This is a genomic window from Ruegeria sp. BHSC026 (assembly GCF_059613065.1).
Map to the genome: position 1 here is coordinate 1 of NZ_JBXWRV010000014.1, position 15,938 is coordinate 15,938.

17 protein-coding genes are annotated in these 15,938 nt (G+C 61.3%); 9 read left to right on the forward strand and 8 right to left on the reverse strand.

What is annotated here, in order from left to right; genetic code table 11:
- Window positions 1-93: 93 nt before the first annotated feature.
- Window positions 94-639: an RNA polymerase sigma factor gene (locus tag AC2FME_RS14865; RefSeq protein WP_496800828.1), complete on the reverse strand. Its 546-nt coding sequence runs from the start codon at window positions 637-639 to the stop codon at window positions 94-96.
- A 222-nt stretch (window positions 640-861) separates the two neighbouring features.
- Between AC2FME_RS14865 and AC2FME_RS14870 the strand changes: the two genes are divergently transcribed.
- The 6 genes from AC2FME_RS14870 (at window position 862) to AC2FME_RS14895 (ending at window position 5,235) form a co-directional block, all read left to right on the forward strand.
- Window positions 862-2,154, forward strand: a complete 1,293-nt coding sequence (locus AC2FME_RS14870; protein WP_496800829.1) for an AAA family ATPase — start codon at window positions 862-864, stop codon at window positions 2,152-2,154.
- A 218-nt stretch (window positions 2,155-2,372) separates the two neighbouring features.
- Window positions 2,373-2,792, forward strand: a complete 420-nt coding sequence (locus AC2FME_RS14875; RefSeq protein ID WP_496800830.1) for a hypothetical protein — start codon at window positions 2,373-2,375, stop codon at window positions 2,790-2,792.
- 61 nt (window positions 2,793-2,853) lie between these two features.
- Window positions 2,854-3,120 (forward strand): hypothetical protein, encoded by a 267-nt coding sequence (locus AC2FME_RS14880; RefSeq protein ID WP_496800831.1) that lies wholly within the window; start codon window positions 2,854-2,856, stop codon window positions 3,118-3,120.
- A gap of 61 nt (window positions 3,121-3,181) precedes the next feature.
- Window positions 3,182-3,499, forward strand: coding sequence for a hypothetical protein (locus AC2FME_RS14885; RefSeq protein WP_496800832.1), 318 nt, complete (start codon window positions 3,182-3,184; stop codon window positions 3,497-3,499).
- 145 nt (window positions 3,500-3,644) lie between these two features.
- Window positions 3,645-4,880, forward strand: coding sequence for a type IV secretory system conjugative DNA transfer family protein (locus AC2FME_RS14890; protein WP_496800833.1), 1,236 nt, complete (start codon window positions 3,645-3,647; stop codon window positions 4,878-4,880).
- Window positions 4,870-5,235 (forward strand): hypothetical protein, encoded by a 366-nt coding sequence (locus tag AC2FME_RS14895; protein ID WP_496800834.1) that lies wholly within the window; start codon window positions 4,870-4,872, stop codon window positions 5,233-5,235. Before AC2FME_RS14890 ends, AC2FME_RS14895 begins: the two co-directional genes overlap by 11 nt.
- 139 nt (window positions 5,236-5,374) lie before the next feature.
- Here AC2FME_RS14895 and AC2FME_RS14900 read toward each other — a convergent pair whose 3' ends face one another.
- From AC2FME_RS14900 to AC2FME_RS14930, 7 genes are all read right to left on the reverse strand, one after another.
- A complete protein-coding gene (locus AC2FME_RS14900; RefSeq protein WP_496800835.1) occupies window positions 5,375-6,208 on the reverse strand; it encodes a hypothetical protein in 834 nt (277 codons plus the stop codon).
- A gap of 5 nt (window positions 6,209-6,213) precedes the next feature.
- Window positions 6,214-7,116: an OmpA family protein gene (locus AC2FME_RS14905; RefSeq protein WP_496800836.1), complete on the reverse strand. Its 903-nt coding sequence runs from the start codon at window positions 7,114-7,116 to the stop codon at window positions 6,214-6,216.
- A complete protein-coding gene (locus AC2FME_RS14910; protein WP_496800837.1) occupies window positions 7,103-8,359 on the reverse strand; it encodes a hypothetical protein in 1,257 nt (418 codons plus the stop codon). The genes AC2FME_RS14905 and AC2FME_RS14910 overlap by 14 nt, the downstream gene beginning before the upstream one ends.
- An 11-nt stretch (window positions 8,360-8,370) precedes the next feature.
- The gene (locus tag AC2FME_RS14915; protein ID WP_496800838.1) at window positions 8,371-9,657 is read right to left on the reverse strand and encodes a hypothetical protein; all 1,287 of its coding nucleotides are present in this window, start codon (window positions 9,655-9,657) and stop codon (window positions 8,371-8,373) included.
- Window positions 9,658-9,659: 2 nt separating this feature from the next.
- On the reverse strand, window positions 9,660-10,163 hold the full coding sequence (locus AC2FME_RS14920) for a hypothetical protein (protein ID WP_496800839.1): 504 nt from the start codon (window positions 10,161-10,163) through the stop codon (window positions 9,660-9,662).
- A 593-nt stretch (window positions 10,164-10,756) separates the two neighbouring features.
- Window positions 10,757-10,996 carry a hypothetical protein gene (locus AC2FME_RS14925; RefSeq protein ID WP_496800840.1) on the reverse strand — a complete coding sequence of 80 codons (240 nt, stop codon included), beginning with the start codon at window positions 10,994-10,996 and terminating at the stop codon, window positions 10,757-10,759.
- Window positions 10,997-11,087: 91 nt separating this feature from the next.
- A complete protein-coding gene (locus AC2FME_RS14930; protein WP_496800841.1) occupies window positions 11,088-11,576 on the reverse strand; it encodes a hypothetical protein in 489 nt (162 codons plus the stop codon).
- A gap of 497 nt (window positions 11,577-12,073) precedes the next feature.
- Between AC2FME_RS14930 and AC2FME_RS14935 the strand changes: the two genes are divergently transcribed.
- From AC2FME_RS14935 to AC2FME_RS14945, 3 genes are all read left to right on the forward strand, one after another.
- The gene (locus AC2FME_RS14935; RefSeq protein ID WP_496800842.1) at window positions 12,074-12,544 is read left to right on the forward strand and encodes a hypothetical protein; all 471 of its coding nucleotides are present in this window, start codon (window positions 12,074-12,076) and stop codon (window positions 12,542-12,544) included.
- A 143-nt stretch (window positions 12,545-12,687) separates the two neighbouring features.
- Complete coding sequence (locus tag AC2FME_RS14940) at window positions 12,688-13,656, forward strand: GIY-YIG nuclease family protein (RefSeq protein ID WP_496800843.1); 969 nt, start codon at window positions 12,688-12,690, stop codon at window positions 13,654-13,656.
- A 58-nt stretch (window positions 13,657-13,714) separates the two neighbouring features.
- Window positions 13,715-15,919 (forward strand): AAA family ATPase, encoded by a 2,205-nt coding sequence (locus AC2FME_RS14945; protein WP_496800844.1) that lies wholly within the window; start codon window positions 13,715-13,717, stop codon window positions 15,917-15,919.
- Window positions 15,920-15,938: the final 19 nt, after the last annotated feature.

Here is a 15,938-nt window from a genome sequence, read left to right on the forward strand (position 1 = left end):
CCCCATCAGCACGAAGCCTTCCGAAAAATGCGGCTGAAAGGCAGTTATCCAATCTACCTGCATGAAGAAATCTCTTACCGCCCTATTCTGCACTTAGCCGGAGTCGACCCCCCGCTCGACGTCGTGCAAAGCCTTGCGTGCCCGGCTCAGGCGCTTGCGTTCAGCAGCCGAGCGACCTTCTGTGCCGTTCACAACGCTTTCGATCAGCACGGCCCGATCCTGGGGGCGCATTGCGGCCAGAACCTGTCGGCCTTGCAGGCGATCCTCGGCCGAGCAGGGTTCGATCGTTCCGTAGGCGTCGTGGAAGGCCGCGCCCCGCGCGGTCCGGCAGTTCTCGGACTGGACAAGATCGCGACATAGGTTCTTGGTGGCGACCCAGATGTGGGCCTTGAGTGGGCCGACGGGTTGGTTGCGGTGGTCTACCAAACACCACCCTTTGCGAGCGCGCTTCAGCCGTTTTTTGTTCAGGAGCCGCAGAACCAGTTCCTGCGCCACATCTTCAGCGTCGAGCCCAGCGACATTGCGAATGTAGCCCTGCGCGGAGTGAGCGCACAGGCGGCCGATCTCTGTGCAGAGTTTCGCCTTGCTTTCGAAATAGGAGATTTGTGCAGCTTTCGCTGCGGGGATAGCAGTTGCCATCTTGCGCCTCGTCGTTTCGTGAAATGGACGAGAACGTCAGAAACCTTCTTTCTGAACCTGTTCTCCTTAAAGAACAGGTTCAGAAAGAAGGTTTTATCTTCGATATTAAATATTTACGTAGTAAATATTTACAGTTGGAATTTGGAACTTGGAAAGTTGGCGTAAGTTAGCTTCGAGGCTGGTTTCCAAATCTTCTGAACCTGGAGTTTCGAACGAAAAACAATGGAATTGATAAGACGAAAGACGCTGGATCAGATCACCATGGAGGACGCGGCGCGCCCTTGGCGCCCTTGGCTCATCAAATCGCTCATTCCGCCGAAAGGTGTGGTGGTTTTGTATGGCCCGACCGGGGTCGGAAAGACCTTTCTGGTTCTGGACATGGTCCTGAGCATGGCTGCGGGTGTCCCTTGGCCTCTTGGGCCAAATGAGCAGCTGGATGCAGCGCGATTGCGCGCAGACGGTGTGAAACGGATCTCGCCCAAGGCGAACGTGTTGTACTGGATCGGAGAAGGCCGCGAGAATGCCGAACAGCGGGTGCGCGCGTGGATCAAGGAACATGCGTGCAAGAGCGGAGCAACAGACGGGATGGAGTTCGCCTTCGTGGAAGGCTATGTCACCAACCTGCTGCTTTCAGGTCGACGCGGGGGCAAAGCGGCCGAGCCCCAATCCGGCGACCACAATGCGTTTGGTGACATGCATCCGAATTTGAAGATGTTGGTCAACGCCTTTCCCGATATCCACGACACAAGACCGGGCCGGCCGACCCCGGTGCTGGTGGTGGACACTTTGTCGGCGACCCATCCGGATATGGATGAAAACGATACCCGCGATGCGGGCCGCGTCATGGAGAACTGCCGCCGCCTGGCCGAAGATCTCGACGGGCTTGTCATCCTGGTTCACCACAGCGGCAAGGGGCGGGGCTTTGGCCCGCGTGGGCATTCCAAGATGATGGGGGATCCCGACACGATTCTTCATGTGACCCGCACCCGGAAGGCGTCGAAAGACATCCTGCGGCTTCAGGTCGAGAAACAGCGCATGCTGTACGAAGCACCCGACATGTATTTCACGCTCGACTCTGCAAACAAGGAGCAGGGCATGCCTCCGGTCTTGCGCCCATTGGATCCGGAAAAAGAGGGGTTGAAACCCGCTCGGCGGCGCAGAGACCCGCGGTTGAGCCGTGCCGACCAGAAGACGATCCAGGTTCTGACGCTGTTGCGCAAGGAGGCGGCCAAGGCAAACGATCCGCATTTCCGCAAGCAGGCCTTCGCCCGCAAGGCGCGCGCGCAATACAAATGGAGCGAGTCCAGCACCTACAGTCACCTCAAACGCCTTGAAGAAGAGTTCGGCCTGATCCGACGGTATGAACCGCCGCAAGCGGGCGAAGGTGGTTCAAAGACCGTGGGTGAAACCCGCGCGGGGCTCTACGTTCTTGAGCCACCCAAATCCGGCGAGGATCCGGCGGATGAAATTGCCCGCCTTTTGAAGCTGAAAACGGCTCAGGTCACGAAGACCTGAGCCGATCTTGGGGCTGCGCCGCGTTGCTTTCTGGGCGCAGCCAACCAAGGCTGGTGTTCAAGCCGCCTTTGTTTGGTGTCGAACACGCGGCAGAGTTGGGCGTGTCTCACGGCGAAGCCAGCGCCGCGCGCGTCTTTTTTCCAAAAAAATCACTCCGAGGTGTCACAGATGCGTCCGCCGCTCCGTTTTTAGTTTGAAAAGCACGGAGGACACCGAACATGAACAGCATCCTTGGCCCCTCGCTGCAGGCGGAAAAGACCGCGGTCGTCATGCGCCGTCTGGAGCGGCTCGAACGGATCAAAGACCGGATCCGCCGCAAAACAGACCGGATGCATATCGAGCGGATGGTCGAAGACCGCCGCATTTTGGGCGCCGATTTCATTCCCAGCGATTGGGATGCCAGCAAGTTGGCTGAGATCGAATGCCGTCTTGCCGCTGCACCCAAGTTTTCCCGCCTGCAGGATGCGTGTGTGGAAAAGGCCATGCCCATCATCAAGAACGGCAGCCTGGAATCCGGCAAATTGCTGCAGCTGGTCGCATTGGTCGAAAAGGCGGAGGCCAGACCACTGACCAAAAGCGAGATCGACCGACTTCAGAACTTGGTTCTACTGGCACGCGACCGGCGCCCCAAGCACTGAACCTCGCCCGGTCTCCGCAGCGGAGACCGGCCAAACCTCTCCAAAACGAAAGGATCGGACAATGACCGAGAACAACACACCCACCACCAACACCGTCGTCGTGACCGCGTCAAAGAGCATGATTCTGGCGTTTCTGCTGGCCTTCCTGTTCGGGCCGCTGGGGCTGCTCTATGCCTCGGTCATCGGCGCGTTGACTCTGCTGGCGATCGGGATCGTTGCGCTGCCACTGACCGGCGGGTTGGCCGTGGTGTTCCTCTGGGTCGCCAGCATCATCTGGGCGATCTGCGCCGCGGCCGCGTCGAAAAACAAGACGCCAAAGACCCGATGATCCGCCGCCCCGAGCCTTCGGGCTCGGGGCTTTCCCTTCTTGTCAGTGAAAGGAATACACAATGTCGACACGCGCTCAGATGCTGGCCACCCTCAGGAACATTCAGTCGAAACCTTCCACACCGGGCCGGGAACGGGCTGCGGCGAATATCCAAGCCGCGCTGGCGCGGATGGATGCATATGCGGCGAACCAAAAATCGGGCGGCGGGTTCGCGCGCATCATCACCTTCCATGATCGCGAAACGCTCAAGCTCCTGGTTGATGACCCGTCCCGCTGTACCGAGGTACGTGACCGGGCCAAGCGGCTGCTTGACGGGAACGGCGAGCTGACGCGCGGCGATGTGCGGTTCCTCGACGCGGTTCACGGGGATGACCGCTGACCCCGCTTGACCTTGAACATACAGCCCCAACCCAAAGGAGTGCCAAGTGACTGCCAGACCCAAACTTTGCCTAAGGGCCCCGGCCCCCTTTCCGGGCCTGCTTCTGGGAACGGAACACGCCTTAACCCCGCAGCCCGTCGGTTTCATGAGGTCGGCAGACAGCACGGCGGTCGCACCAATCCGCGACACCAGCGACGGCGGCCTTGTCACCATCGCGGGCACCGGCGCGGGCAAGGGGGTGTCGCAGGTCATTCCGACCCTTCTGACCTATCCCGGCAGCATCATCGTCAACGACCCGAAGGGCGAAGTTTCGGCCGTCACCGAGCGCCGTCGCCGGGACATGGGGCAGCAGGTGTTTCATCTGGACCCCTTTGGCCGCGAGGACACACATGCTTTGAATCCGTTTTCGGTGATCCGTCCGTTCTCGGCCGAAGCGCCCGACCAATGTGCCGCGCTGGCCGCGCGTCTGCTGCCCAAAAGCGAGGCCCCCGACCCGTTCTGGGAAAACACCGCCCGGCATCTGATTGCGGGGACTTGCCTGTTCATTGCGACCTACCTCTCGCCCGAGTTCCGGCATCTGGGAACGCTGGGCCGGATCTGGACCAGCGGGGAAAGCCGCCTGTCCGAATTCCTGGCCGTGATGAAACGTTGCACCCACTACGACGGAGCTGTCCGGGACGCGGCCGCGATCTACGAGGACGCGCCCGACAAGACACGGACCTCGATGCTGACCAGCATCCGCGAACCGTTGGCTTTTCTGGCCTCGCCACGTGGACGCAAAAGCCTGTCGGGCAACGAAATCCCGCCGGCATTGGTCGAGTCTGGCACGCCCGTGACGATCTATTTACGCGTTCCTCCGCATCTGATTTCCGGGCAGGCGGCGTTGTTGCGTGTCTGGATTGGAACGCTCATCGCGATACTGGCCAGCAGAAAGGTGCGCCCGGTTCTGCCTGATCTGTTGCTGATCGACGAAGCCGCCCAGTTGGGTCGGCTGGAAGAGCTTTTGGTCGCTGCCTCGCTTCTGCGCGGGTACGGCGTGCGAACCTGGACCTTCTGGCAGTCGGTCGGGCAGATGGAGGGAATCTGGGGCCCCCGGCATCGCGAGTTTCTGGACAACGCAAGCGTGCTGAGTGTTTTCGGCGCCGGCAACGCGGCGGCGGCATCGTCTGCCTCGGACCTGACAGGTTTGCCGTTCGATGACCTGCTGGCCATGTCGCCCGACCTGCAGGCCTTGGCGTTGTCCGGCAGCCGACCAAAACTATGCCGTCGGATCGACTATCGCAGCGATCCGAGACTGGCGGCCATGGCCGACCCGAACCCGCTCCACGAAGGCCATGAAAGGCCGATCTATCTGCAGAAAGGAGAAATCAATGGACGATGATGTCGAACTCATAGACTGGGAGGAAGAAATCGAAGAGACGGCGAGGCGGCTTTCGCTCGAGCTGGATGCCTTGGAGGAAATCCCGTTTGAGAATGATGAGACGGATACTCCGCTTGGCCAAACCCGCAGGGAAGCCGCCCGGATCCGCGACCGCTGGGAACTGGAATGTACGGCCCCGTTTGATGCGGACTGCACGTTCGCGGGGTGCGACGACCACGGGCAAGCCGAACATGACGCGATCATGGAAATCAGGTACGAGGCTCGGCGGTTGTTGGCGATCGACCCGCAGGATCAAAATCCGGCCCCCCTGCCCTCGGACATCCTGGAGTTCACTCAACGGGTTCTGCTGAATTGACGAGGCAACGCTGATCCACGCGGCGCTTTTTTTGGGGAAGACGGTGTTCGATTATGCAGCAAATCGCGCTCTGCTCTTGGCACGGAGGCCCATGATCTAAGTTCCGGACATGATCGACGATCTGGCCGTTCTTGACCCGCTAGTTGGGCGGGTGTTTGCAACGGGTCGATCGCTCGGGCGCCTCGGCAACCACAAACCGTTGTGAAAGTCTCTTGCTCAAACGCATGACCTGCGCGTTTCCACCCGGATGCCAAAACTCATCAACCGATGAGTAACCAAAACACTTGGTCAGTCGTTCCGGGGAAAACGCGTAGCCGGTCAAAACACGATCATTCACGCCCAACCTGTCCATTTGCTGGGCCAGCTGTTGGCTCAGGGGTTGTCCGGAAAACCACAATATCTCTGGGTTGATCCCGTATCTCTCCAGAAAAGCTTCGGTGCGCTGGCTCAGACGCTGGTACTGTTCCCGCTCTTGCTTGGAAGCCGCCCCGTACCGGTCCGCCTCGTCCCAACGGTTCGGACCTCCGTGCCAAACGAGCAAAGAGCCCGGGTCCGCTAGGATCTTTTTTGCCATCGGAGGAAAAAATATCGCACAGCTCGAAAAGCAATATCCGTCGATCACCAGAAGCTTCAGGCCATCGGGAAAACTCTCGGCTGTTTCAAGCCACAGTGCTACTTCCCCTCCATAGGAACGCACGACGACTGTCTCGATCGGCGAAGTACGGTTTCTGGTCGCGATCACTTGGGCGATGGAGCGGGACAAGGGGCCGTAGATGCACAGCAATTCACCATCGAACAGTATGCCCTGAGCCGAGTTTTCGCCGCCCTTTCCAAACGCCGTCCTGCAGCGTTCAAGCGCAGAGGCGGCTTCGTTTTGCCGCGCGGACGACGCAGCGGCAGGCGTCGCGCATGCTGCAAGGAGCGCAGCCGCGAAAAGGGCTGCCAGCAATCTTGGTGTCACGTCTGCGCTCAACTTGATTATTTCAACTCGATGTAGATCCGTTTGCGCTCCAGCACGACCGGAATGGTCTTTCTTTCAAGCTCGATGACCTTCTTCTTTTCAGCCATTTCCACGGGAGTAAGGTCCGTGTCCAGAGATACGGACTTGTATCGTTCGGCCAGCTCCAGAACCTTTTTGCGATGCTCCAACGGAACCACGACTTCCTGGGCGACGAACCGGATCTGTTTGCCGCATTCCGATTTGGGACACAGCATCACGGCCTGCTTTTCCAACACTGTCACAACGGCCTTTTGTTGGGCGCCGAACAGAAATTCGACCCTGCGATTCCGGGCTTCGCCCTCTTTCGTGTCATTGTCGGCAATCGGCATGTGCTCGCCAAAGGACACTGCGAAAATACGGGCCTGATATATCCCGCGCCGCACCAGCGCCTCGGCCACGCTCCGGGCGCGTTTTTGGCCAAGCTCCATGTTGTACTCCGCGGACCCGCGCCAATCCGTGTGTCCGGCAATGAACAGCGCGACGTCCGGTGGCTCCAACCGCAGATTTTCGGCGATGATGTCGAGGAAAGGCAAGGCTTCGTCCCGGATTTCCGTACTGTCGGTGTCGAAGAATACATCCGACTTGGCGACGACGCGAAGTACCGGAATATCTGCCGGGAAATCCTTGATGCCATGCAGGTCTTGTGGAATTTCGGCGGCGGAATATTCGAACGCGGCCTTTCCTTCGGACAGCCGCTTCAACCGTTGCAGGCGGAATTGGTGTTCCATTTCGACCGTCTGCCACGCTTCCAGCGTACAGGGGATGCCGGGCGAACTGCCTGCGGTGCAAGGCGTCTCCTGAGCGGCCAACTGGCCAGCACGGACGATGCTGGCTGCCGCGAGAACGGCAGCCAGAAGAATACGAGACTTACCACAGGCCATCATTGATCTTCTGCAGTTCAAACCGGAAAGCCTCATCCTGACTGTTCTGCTTGTTGGTCACGCAGATCTGATCGCTGATCTGGCCGGTGACCCGCCCTTGCATCACCTTCATTGACAGGCTGCGGTAACCAAGAAATGGCATATGCTGCCCGCACTCGGGCTCTGGTCCGGTGGTGGCGGCATAGGCCTGCGCAAAGACCGAGTCGCCGATATAGTCGCACTGGTCGTCCGAGATGCAGGTCAACGAGCCCGCAATCGGAACCGGCTGCCGCGCATCTCGGGTTTCCTCGATCCAGGAATGAACCAGCGTTCCGTTGCGATCGGTGGCCAACCTCAGGCGTACAGGAAATTTCCCGAAACCGTTGATTTCCCAAGCGCCTTGATAGAATTCGACTTTGGCAGGCGGCAGGCTTGCCGCGATCTGGCCGGATGCGTCGCTGTAGCCGGCCACCTGGGCCGAGGTGCTGAGGAAGAACGCATCCAGATAGGCCGCGACACCGTCGGACACCCCACCGCCTCGAGACACGATGTGCAATTCAGCACGCTCGAAGTCGATACCGGTCGCCTGACCGTCGGCAAACCCGAGCCGGCGCAACGATTCAATGTCGCCTTCGGGAAACTCATATTTCGACAAGTCCGTGAACAGAACGATGCGCGGCACTCCATTTTGCGGGTCGACCAGGGCCCCGCGTTTCAGCGAAGTGACCAGCCCGCCATCGCGAAAGGCGGGCTTTTGCAGAACGTCTGTCCCGAGATCGCGAACCTCTTCCACCAGCTTGAACACGGATTGCCGACGGAAATCCTTTGCATCAGATTTCCAACCGCTCAGCCAGTCTTTACCGATGAACTTGGAAAAGCCGGAGGATTGTCCTTGCAGGGTTGCGCGTTCTTCCGAGGAAAAGACCGGTACGCAGCCCGACACCAGTGTCTTGGAACCGGTCCCGGCCACGCTTGTTGCCATGACGGTTACCCGCTCGCGCGGGGCGAGGTTTTTTTGCGCCGAGCTGCTGGCGCCGTCCAGGAACGAGACCGCAAACTTGCGCCAATCCTTGTTCGCTTCCGAAGCACCGCTTCCCACGGCTTCCGGGGCAATGACAGCGCCGTCTACGATCAGAACCGTCTGGCGCAGTGCGCCGGGAAGGTCCTGATACAGGCAGAAGTCTTCGTTTTCATAGGGGGCGGCATTCACCGCCCCCACTGCAAAGAACGATAGAGCCAGGCCAAACTTTAGTATTCGTTTCATGATCGTCCTGTTCACAGGTATTTCATCTGCAGAGCGAGCGAAGAATAGTCCTCGGGGGAAATGGTTGCGTATTCGTCCTTGCGCTCCAAAGGCTTCAGCAGCACACATTGTTCGGGAAGCTGGCGCACAAGAGCGTCGCGATAGCTCATCAGTAGACCGAGAGTCTTCTGATCCTGGGCCTGAATGCGCCGCAACATCTCGCGGGCTTCCTTGTGTGCGGGAACGGAAGACATGGACTCGTTCCGGCTGATCAGTTCTTCAAGCGTGTTTTCCAACTTGGCATCCGCTTTTTGAAACGCCCGCTGGATGTCTTTTTCCGCACGTTGTTTCAGTGCGTTGTACTTCTTTTCCTCTTTCTGGAGATCCGCGGCCCGCACGGGGAAGTTGGGGTCAGGATCGTGGGTGAAATACGCCAGCAAGACCCCAAGAATCCAAACCAGAACATTGCCCAGCATCGATCCGCCGATCACGCGCATCGCGCTTGCCGGGGTTCCGCCCGTCACGAGCACTTCCCGCATCAGTTCTTCGAAATAGATGGTGCGCCCCCACCACACCGCGGCCAAGGCAACGCTCAGCGCCGTCAGGCTCAAGCTCAGCATCATCCAGCCCGAGCTGATTTCGTCATCGCGGCGTGCGGGATCGAACCGGTACCTGTACTGGCACATCATGGTTCCGAACCCGTGAGCGGAACCGGCAATGGCGGCGGCGACAACCAGCGAAGTTCCCAGCGCGATGGCGGGTGAAAAATACTCGATGGCCAGGAACGATTCATAGTTGATGGCCAGCTCGGCGACCGCAATCAGCAGAATCCCGATCAGGTACAGCACCGGGTTCGGCGATTTGGGTTCGCGCTTGTGTTTGCTGCGCAGCGTCTCGAAGCGACCGTTCTTGCGATCCAGTTCGGATTTCGAGGCATCTATCTTTTCATACAGAACCTTGTTCTGTTCGCGGTGATTTGAAACCGCCTCCCGCTTGTCGGCAATGCGTTTGTCTTCGGCTTCGTTGCGGCGCCGCTCCAGAAACAGCGGCTCGCCATGGAGCGATTGCTCGGTTTCACCGAATTTGGCGTCGATCTCGTCCAGTGCGGCCTTGCGTTTCGCCATGATGTGCGTCTGAAACCAGTTCGCCATGCCTGGCGTAAGATACGCAGGCAGTTCTCCCACGACGTCGCGCAGCACGATCTTGGACTGCTGGGCCTCACCTTCCAAGGACGCAAAAAGCTCGGACGCTTCCTCGGAATTTCGCGACAAGTCCAGTTCAAGATAGTCGGTTTGGGAATTTCGCAGTTGTCCGTCCATCGTCACAGCCCCCCTTTGTAAGGTTTGAAGTCGCCATTGGTCGCGCACCACATCTGCCCGCCCAAGTCGGCACTCTGTCCTTCGATGCTCACCGACTGGCTGACGTAGCGGCAGTATTCCTGCTTCGGCTTTGCACTTGCCGTTTCGGTGTCGGAGACCGATTTGAACAGGCTGTCGCTCAGCTTCGTGGGTTTGGGTCGGGGTTCGACCTTGGTGACCACGGTGGCTTTCTTCCCGGTCTGGGTGGTGAATGTCTTCTTGCTGGACCGGTTGGTCAGCGCGGCCTGTTTCTGTGCGGCTGCCAGCCGAGCCTGATCCTTTTTGTGCGCGATATCACGGATGACAGCGCAGGTCGCCACACCGACGGCCGCACCTACGATCGCGCCATTGCTGTCGCCGAGATGTGCTCCCAGCAGGGTTCCGCCCAGGATCGCGCCGCCGCATGCAAGTGCTTTCTGTTCCGCCGACATGTTCGCACAACCGACAAGCCCGACCGATAGCAGCATCACCAGCCCCATCCGGCCAACCCGACTTGTTTTACCTCTTCCCGTTCCCCTCACCGAGGTACCTCCGTCTTGTTTCAAGAATTCCACCTTCCTGTCATTTGGCCCGCAGTTTCAAAGCGGGCATTTGTGTGTCGCATCCAATTGTCGGCCATCGGCATACAACCGAATTCCCGTGCCGAAGCGTGAGCGGGGTCAAAGCAAAGAATTCGAACCGTTGAACGCCCAATTTCACACCTTGCGACTTGTCGCGGAAACCTGCCGTTTTTTTGATATTGCAGACCAGATCATGTGCCTAACCACAACTTTTGAGTGTGCATTTTTTTTGTGGAATTCTTTTGGTTCGGCTGGAGAATGCGTTCACATTGCCGGACTCTACGTCAAGTGAAGTTGCACAGACCAAATATCATTATGCTTGGTGTTCTTTTAACATTATAACAAGTAACGATAATCTCTGGCATACGTCGGTCGTTCGAATTTTTCGGCGGCCGCAAGGCCGCACTATCCGTCTAGTGGCGTCGCGCGGATCGAACAAGTCGCACTACACCAATAAAGTGTTTTTGCTTTTCATCCGTCGAGAGTGTTGCAATTTGGTTTCAGTGGGCCCGGGTCTCTCGTCTTCCGCAGGATCCTTGCATTCCCAAACCCTTGCGCTGCCAGTCGAACCGGGCCCGAACGGCAGATCCAGGCAGATCGCAGGCAAACCGGCCGTCACGGTCGTGGCCCCGTGGGTTCGCGGTATTCTCGAGAATGCGAAGGCCGTCCAGAACCTTTTCCAGACGGGCGGTGTTTAATCTGACGAATTTCTCGGCCTTGGTCTCAGGTGTCTTTCCCATGTCACTCTGCTTTTCGCAACTGCGTGAACATGATCCTGTCCGGAAAGTGGAGCGGCCGCCATTGGCGGCCGCACGCGGTATGGCCGGAAAATCAGAGCCGGATACCATCGGCGATGAAATTGCCTTTCGCGCCATTTCCGAACTTGTAGTAGACCTTCAAGCGGCCTTTATCATCCTTGAAGAGCTCGATGCAGGCGCCGGTCCAGTTGCCGACTGGATCAACGCATACTTTGTTGCCATCCACATAATTGACCTGCGTCCGGATAATCACCGGCCGTTGAATGCCGATATCCCAGACCACGTTGCTACCTGGCGAGAACTGGAGGCCGCGCTCGCCGAAACCCTTCAGCAGAATGAACTCCTTGTCCGGGTTCGCGGCAAAATAGCTGTCCCGGAATTCGAGCGCATCCACCGGCACCATGGCCTTTTGCCGCGGCATCAGCGTCGGCACCTGCAGGTTCTGGCTGGCGGTCAAGGAGGGCGGAGCCTCATAGGCGGGCATCCCGGTGGACTGGCAGGCGGAAACACCCGCGATCAGGGTCAGGGCCAGGATGCTGCGAAAGAAGAAGGGTTTGGACAAATCTGTGCCTCAAAATCATGCATTCCGAGGCGTTATGGGTTTCGATTTCTTAACGAATGGTTAACGGCGCCATTCTTCCGCGGAGTCTGGTAAAGACCACGGCAATCGCCCACCGTCACACACGGCCTTCCCGCAAGCCGCCAACGGCGAAGTGCCCGGCGTCAAACCATTTTCGCAAATCACCCGGACTCCACACCCTCACCCCTCCTGCCCTTCCCCATACACCTCTCCCCTGGTCCATGCGTCGAGGATGCGTCTTATCATCTCCGGCCGGGTGGGTATGTCCTCCTCGCGCCTGCGAGCGTCGTCGAGAAGCGCGATGAGGTCGCGATGGAGGCGGAGGGTGAGGGCTTCGGTGTCTTTTTTCGGTGGGGCCATGACTTTTCTACATTGTGATGTTGACATCGTAATCGCATAGTCCCATATTGAGCGGACGGAAGCAAGAGCTCCTACCCTCTCGCCTCCGCCCTGACCACAACGATCCTACGGAGATCATCATGGCTGACACTCCCTCTAGCACGCCGCGCCCTGCGGCTGAACCGCTGACTGCGCTCATTTCTGCGGACAAGCTGGCTTTCCGCGCCGCGCTCGACCAACTTTTCGTCGCCCTGCGCGCGGATTGGCTGGTGTACGAGACCCGCGCCGATTTGAACTCGGACAAGGGCATGGAACTGGGCGACACCGCCGCCAGCGCCTGGTCATTGGCCAGTGCCGGGCTGCGGGCTGTCCGGGATATGCGCACGGCGCATCCCGACCTGCGGGACGCTGCCGGGAGGATGCTGCCCGCGGTGGATGATGGCCTGCCGAACCAGTCCGACCTGCTCCAGTTGTCCGGCGCGCTTTTTGCGCTGGCCCGGGCGCAGAAGGCAGCCGCCCCCGATCTCCATGCGCTGCTGATGGAAGCACAGGCCCTGATCGAGGCCTGGCGTGGCAATCTGGCCGTCATGGGTCTGCCCCGCGCCGCCTGAGCTTTCCCGACCGGCCTGCACCCTTTTCCCTGTCCGGGTTTCCCGGGCAGGCCTGCCGGCCTGTCTTCATCCCTTTCTTTTCCTCTCCACCCGCCCGCAGCCCTGCGGGCCCCCGGGTGGACTCTGTCCGGAGTTTTTTTTCAATGCCCACCAGCAAAACGCTGTTTCCGTTCCCCATCGACGGGGCGTTTCATCCCGTTTTCCTCGGCCCTGTCAAAGCCCAGTGGACCACCGCCGCCGAGCGCAAAGGATTCTCGCTGATCGGCCGCGCGGTGGACCGCCTGCATGTGGTCCTCGGCTGCCAGACCTGCGGCCAGCCTACTCTGAAGCGGATCAACGTCGTCCGAGACCATGCGCCCGAATGCCCGCACTGCATCGCCGCCCGCCGCGCCGAGGCCGCGCGGAAGGTGGGGGCCCGGCTGATCGGGCCGGACCCGCGGGGCGACCGGCACTATGGTGTCTACGCGTTCGCCTGTGGCCATACCTGCCGCCGCCAGCACCACCGCGTCGAACGGGCCGCCGCCGGCGGGCACGGGCTGAGTTGCGAGACCTGCACCGAGGAGCGCCACGCCGCCGAAGCCCAGGCCCAGGACTGGCAGCTGATCGGCAAGGCGCGGCGGCGTCACCCCAGCTATCGCCGCTATGCGCATGCCTGCGGGCACCGGCAGGACGTGGCGGTGGCCAACATGCGCAACGGTGACGTCGATTGCGCGGGCTGCGGGGAAAGCTGGGCGTCGAAGCCGAGCCAGATCTATCTCTTCGACTTCTCCTTGCCCGGTCTGGCTGTGATCAAGCTGGGGTTCAGTTCGAACCCCGCCTTCCGGCTGCGCCAGGTGCAGCGGGATCCCGGACAGACGAAGGGCAAGCTGCTGCGCGCCATTCCCATCGCGTCCGGACATCGCGCCATCTGCATCGAGAAAGCCTTGCACGCCCATATCAAGGCGCATCGCCCCGACCTGATCGTGCCGCCCGACCTTTTCCGCGGTCGTATCCGGACGACCAGCGAGATCTATCACCATCACGCGCGCTCCTACATCCAGGCGCTGCTGGAGGCCGTCGCTGCGGGCTGGGACCCCAGCGCCTCTGGGTCTCCGGACAACGCCGCCGCCTGATCCGATCCGGGGCCGCCACTCTGCGGCCCCACTCTCCACCCTGTCCGGAGTTCTCCTGATGCCCCAGACCCCACGCCCCGCGCCCGCCGACGCGCTGTCTCCGCATGCCCTGTCGCTCCTGCGTCCGCTGCTGCGCCGCATCGCCCTGTGGCACCGTGATCTGAGCGCCGATCTCCAATCGGACGCCGGCCCTGACGACGACGAGTCCGACACCGGCCCGGCACGCCCTGACGTGCGATCCTTGCCGCCGTTCCTACGCATGGATGAGCCTTATAGCGCCACGCCCGCAGCGCATGGGATGCGCGACCGCGACATCACCCGTGCGATCGCCGACGGCCGAGACCCCTGGGCCGCGGCGGATGGAACCGGCGATACCAACCGCCTGTCCGATCCTCCGATCGAGCCGATGGTGGCTGCCGCGCGCTTTGCCGCGCTGTTCGACAGCCCCGAGGACGTAGCCGCCGTCACCCGCGACCGGGCGCTGACAGTAGTCGTCGCCCCCAGTTCGGAGGATCGCCGTCTGCTGTGGGCGCAGATGGATTCGATCCTCGGCTGGCTGGCGGAACTCGACGTTCCCGGCGGAATCCGCTGGCGCGGCATCGACACGCCGATCCCGAGCACGACCGACCGGGACCGCGCGTCTAGGCGGGGTATGGATAGCCGCAATGCGGTTGCTTCGGTCGTCCGGCAGGGCCGCAAGGCGATCTGTTTCCTCCCGGACATCGGCTCCATGTCCGAGATCGAGCGGGCGCTCTGCCGGCGCGTCTTCACACTGCCGCCCCTCTCGCGCGAGATCTGCATCGAGATCCTGCGCGCGACCCATTCCGCCACCGGCCGGGTCGCCGAGGACGCCCTGCGCGACCGGCTGCCCGCCGATGGCGCGCTGGCCGCGCTACCGCTGCCGGTCATCGAGGGGGCCTTCTGCGAGGCCACCACGCTGGCCGTCGCTGATGCCCTGGCCGACGCCGCCGCGCGGATGCGCCAGCCTGCGGGGATCACCCTGGCCGACGTGGTACTGAACGCCGAGGTGCAGGAACCCATCGACCGGCTGCTGGCCGATGTCCGGGCTTGGATGTCCGGACAACTGGGCTGGGGGGAGGTCAGTTCCTCGGTCCTGCTGTTCGGGCCGCCGGGCAATGGCAAGACGCTCCTGGCCGCGGCCATCGCCGGGTCGATCGGCGGGCCGCTGGTGGCCACGAGCTATTCGGACTGCCAGAAGCACGGCCACCAGGGTGACATGCTGCGCGCCCTGTCCGAGAAGGTCGAGGCGGCGATCCGGGCAGTGCCGGCAGTGTTCTTTCTCGACGAGCTCGACTCCTTCACCCACCGCAACGCACCTCATCGCCGGTCGGACTATATCGTCGGCGTTGTCAATGGCCTCCTCGAGCATCTCACCCGGCTCAACGACACGGCCGGCGTGGTGGTCCTGGGCGCGACCAATTTTCCGGACATGGTGGACCCCGCCGTCATCCGCCCCGGCCGCTTCGACCTGAAGCTCGAGATGGGCAATCCCGACCGCGCCGCGCTTGTCCGGATTTTGCGCTTGGCCCTCGGCGGCGGAACGGATGACCTCGACCTCTCCCCGCTCGCAGATCAGTTGCTGGGTCTCTCCGGCGCGCAGGTCACAGCACTTGTCCGGGACGCGCGCGGACTGGCACGGGCCGCGGGTCACCCCCTGCAGCAGCGTCACCTGGAGGCCGCCGCCCGCCGCATCGCGCCGCCGCCGGATACGGACTTCCTGTGGCGCGCCGCGATCCACGAGGCTGGCCACATGGTCGTGGGCACCGTCTGCGGGTTGGGCCTGCCCGAGCGCGCCGTGCTCACCGTCGATGGCGGCTCGGTCGAATACCCGCGCCCCCGCATCGAGACGCATGCCACCGCGCAGGCCCGTCTGACCACCCTGCTGGGCGGCTACGCCGCCGAACGGCTCGTGTTCGGAGAGGCCTCCAGCGGGGCGGGCAACGGCCCCGCCTCGGACCTCGCCCACGCCACCGACCTCGCCCGCCGGATGCTCTTCGAATGGGGCATGGGTGATACGCTGACCCACCTCCCGGCCAGCGGGGCGATCATCCGGCCCGGCGATGCCGTCGATCGCGCCGTGCAGGAAGCTCTCAGCGCTTGCCTCGAACAGGCGCAGGGCATCCTCCGGCAGAACCGGGACAAGCTGACCGCTGTAGCAGAGCTGTTGCTGGCCGAGAGGGAGATGTCGAAGGAACGGTGCAGAGAGCTGTTGGAAGGATCTGATCTGTCGCGGTCCGCTTGAAATCCGGACACAGGCGCGG

Bases quoted from the DNA above. Each gene is read 5' to 3' on its own strand.
- AC2FME_RS14865 (WP_496800828.1), bottom strand. From the start codon at position 639: ATGGCAACTGCTATCCCCGCAGCGAAAGCTGCACAAATCTCCTATTTC.
- AC2FME_RS14870 (WP_496800829.1), top strand. From the start codon at position 862: ATGGAATTGATAAGACGAAAGACGCTGGATCAGATCACCATGGAGGAC.
- AC2FME_RS14875 (WP_496800830.1), top strand. From the start codon at position 2,373: ATGAACAGCATCCTTGGCCCCTCGCTGCAGGCGGAAAAGACCGCGGTC.
- AC2FME_RS14880 (WP_496800831.1), top strand. From the start codon at position 2,854: ATGACCGAGAACAACACACCCACCACCAACACCGTCGTCGTGACCGCG.
- AC2FME_RS14885 (WP_496800832.1), top strand. From the start codon at position 3,182: ATGTCGACACGCGCTCAGATGCTGGCCACCCTCAGGAACATTCAGTCG.
- AC2FME_RS14890 (WP_496800833.1), top strand. From the start codon at position 3,645: ATGAGGTCGGCAGACAGCACGGCGGTCGCACCAATCCGCGACACCAGC.
- AC2FME_RS14895 (WP_496800834.1), top strand. From the start codon at position 4,870: ATGGACGATGATGTCGAACTCATAGACTGGGAGGAAGAAATCGAAGAG.
- AC2FME_RS14905 (WP_496800836.1), bottom strand. From the start codon at position 7,116: ATGGCCTGTGGTAAGTCTCGTATTCTTCTGGCTGCCGTTCTCGCGGCA.
- AC2FME_RS14910 (WP_496800837.1), bottom strand. From the start codon at position 8,359: ATGAAACGAATACTAAAGTTTGGCCTGGCTCTATCGTTCTTTGCAGTG.
- AC2FME_RS14915 (WP_496800838.1), bottom strand. From the start codon at position 9,657: ATGGACGGACAACTGCGAAATTCCCAAACCGACTATCTTGAACTGGAC.
- AC2FME_RS14920 (WP_496800839.1), bottom strand. From the start codon at position 10,163: ATGCTGCTATCGGTCGGGCTTGTCGGTTGTGCGAACATGTCGGCGGAA.
- AC2FME_RS14925 (WP_496800840.1), bottom strand. From the start codon at position 10,996: ATGGGAAAGACACCTGAGACCAAGGCCGAGAAATTCGTCAGATTAAAC.
- AC2FME_RS14935 (WP_496800842.1), top strand. From the start codon at position 12,074: ATGGCTGACACTCCCTCTAGCACGCCGCGCCCTGCGGCTGAACCGCTG.
- AC2FME_RS14940 (WP_496800843.1), top strand. From the start codon at position 12,688: ATGCCCACCAGCAAAACGCTGTTTCCGTTCCCCATCGACGGGGCGTTT.
- AC2FME_RS14945 (WP_496800844.1), top strand. From the start codon at position 13,715: ATGCCCCAGACCCCACGCCCCGCGCCCGCCGACGCGCTGTCTCCGCAT.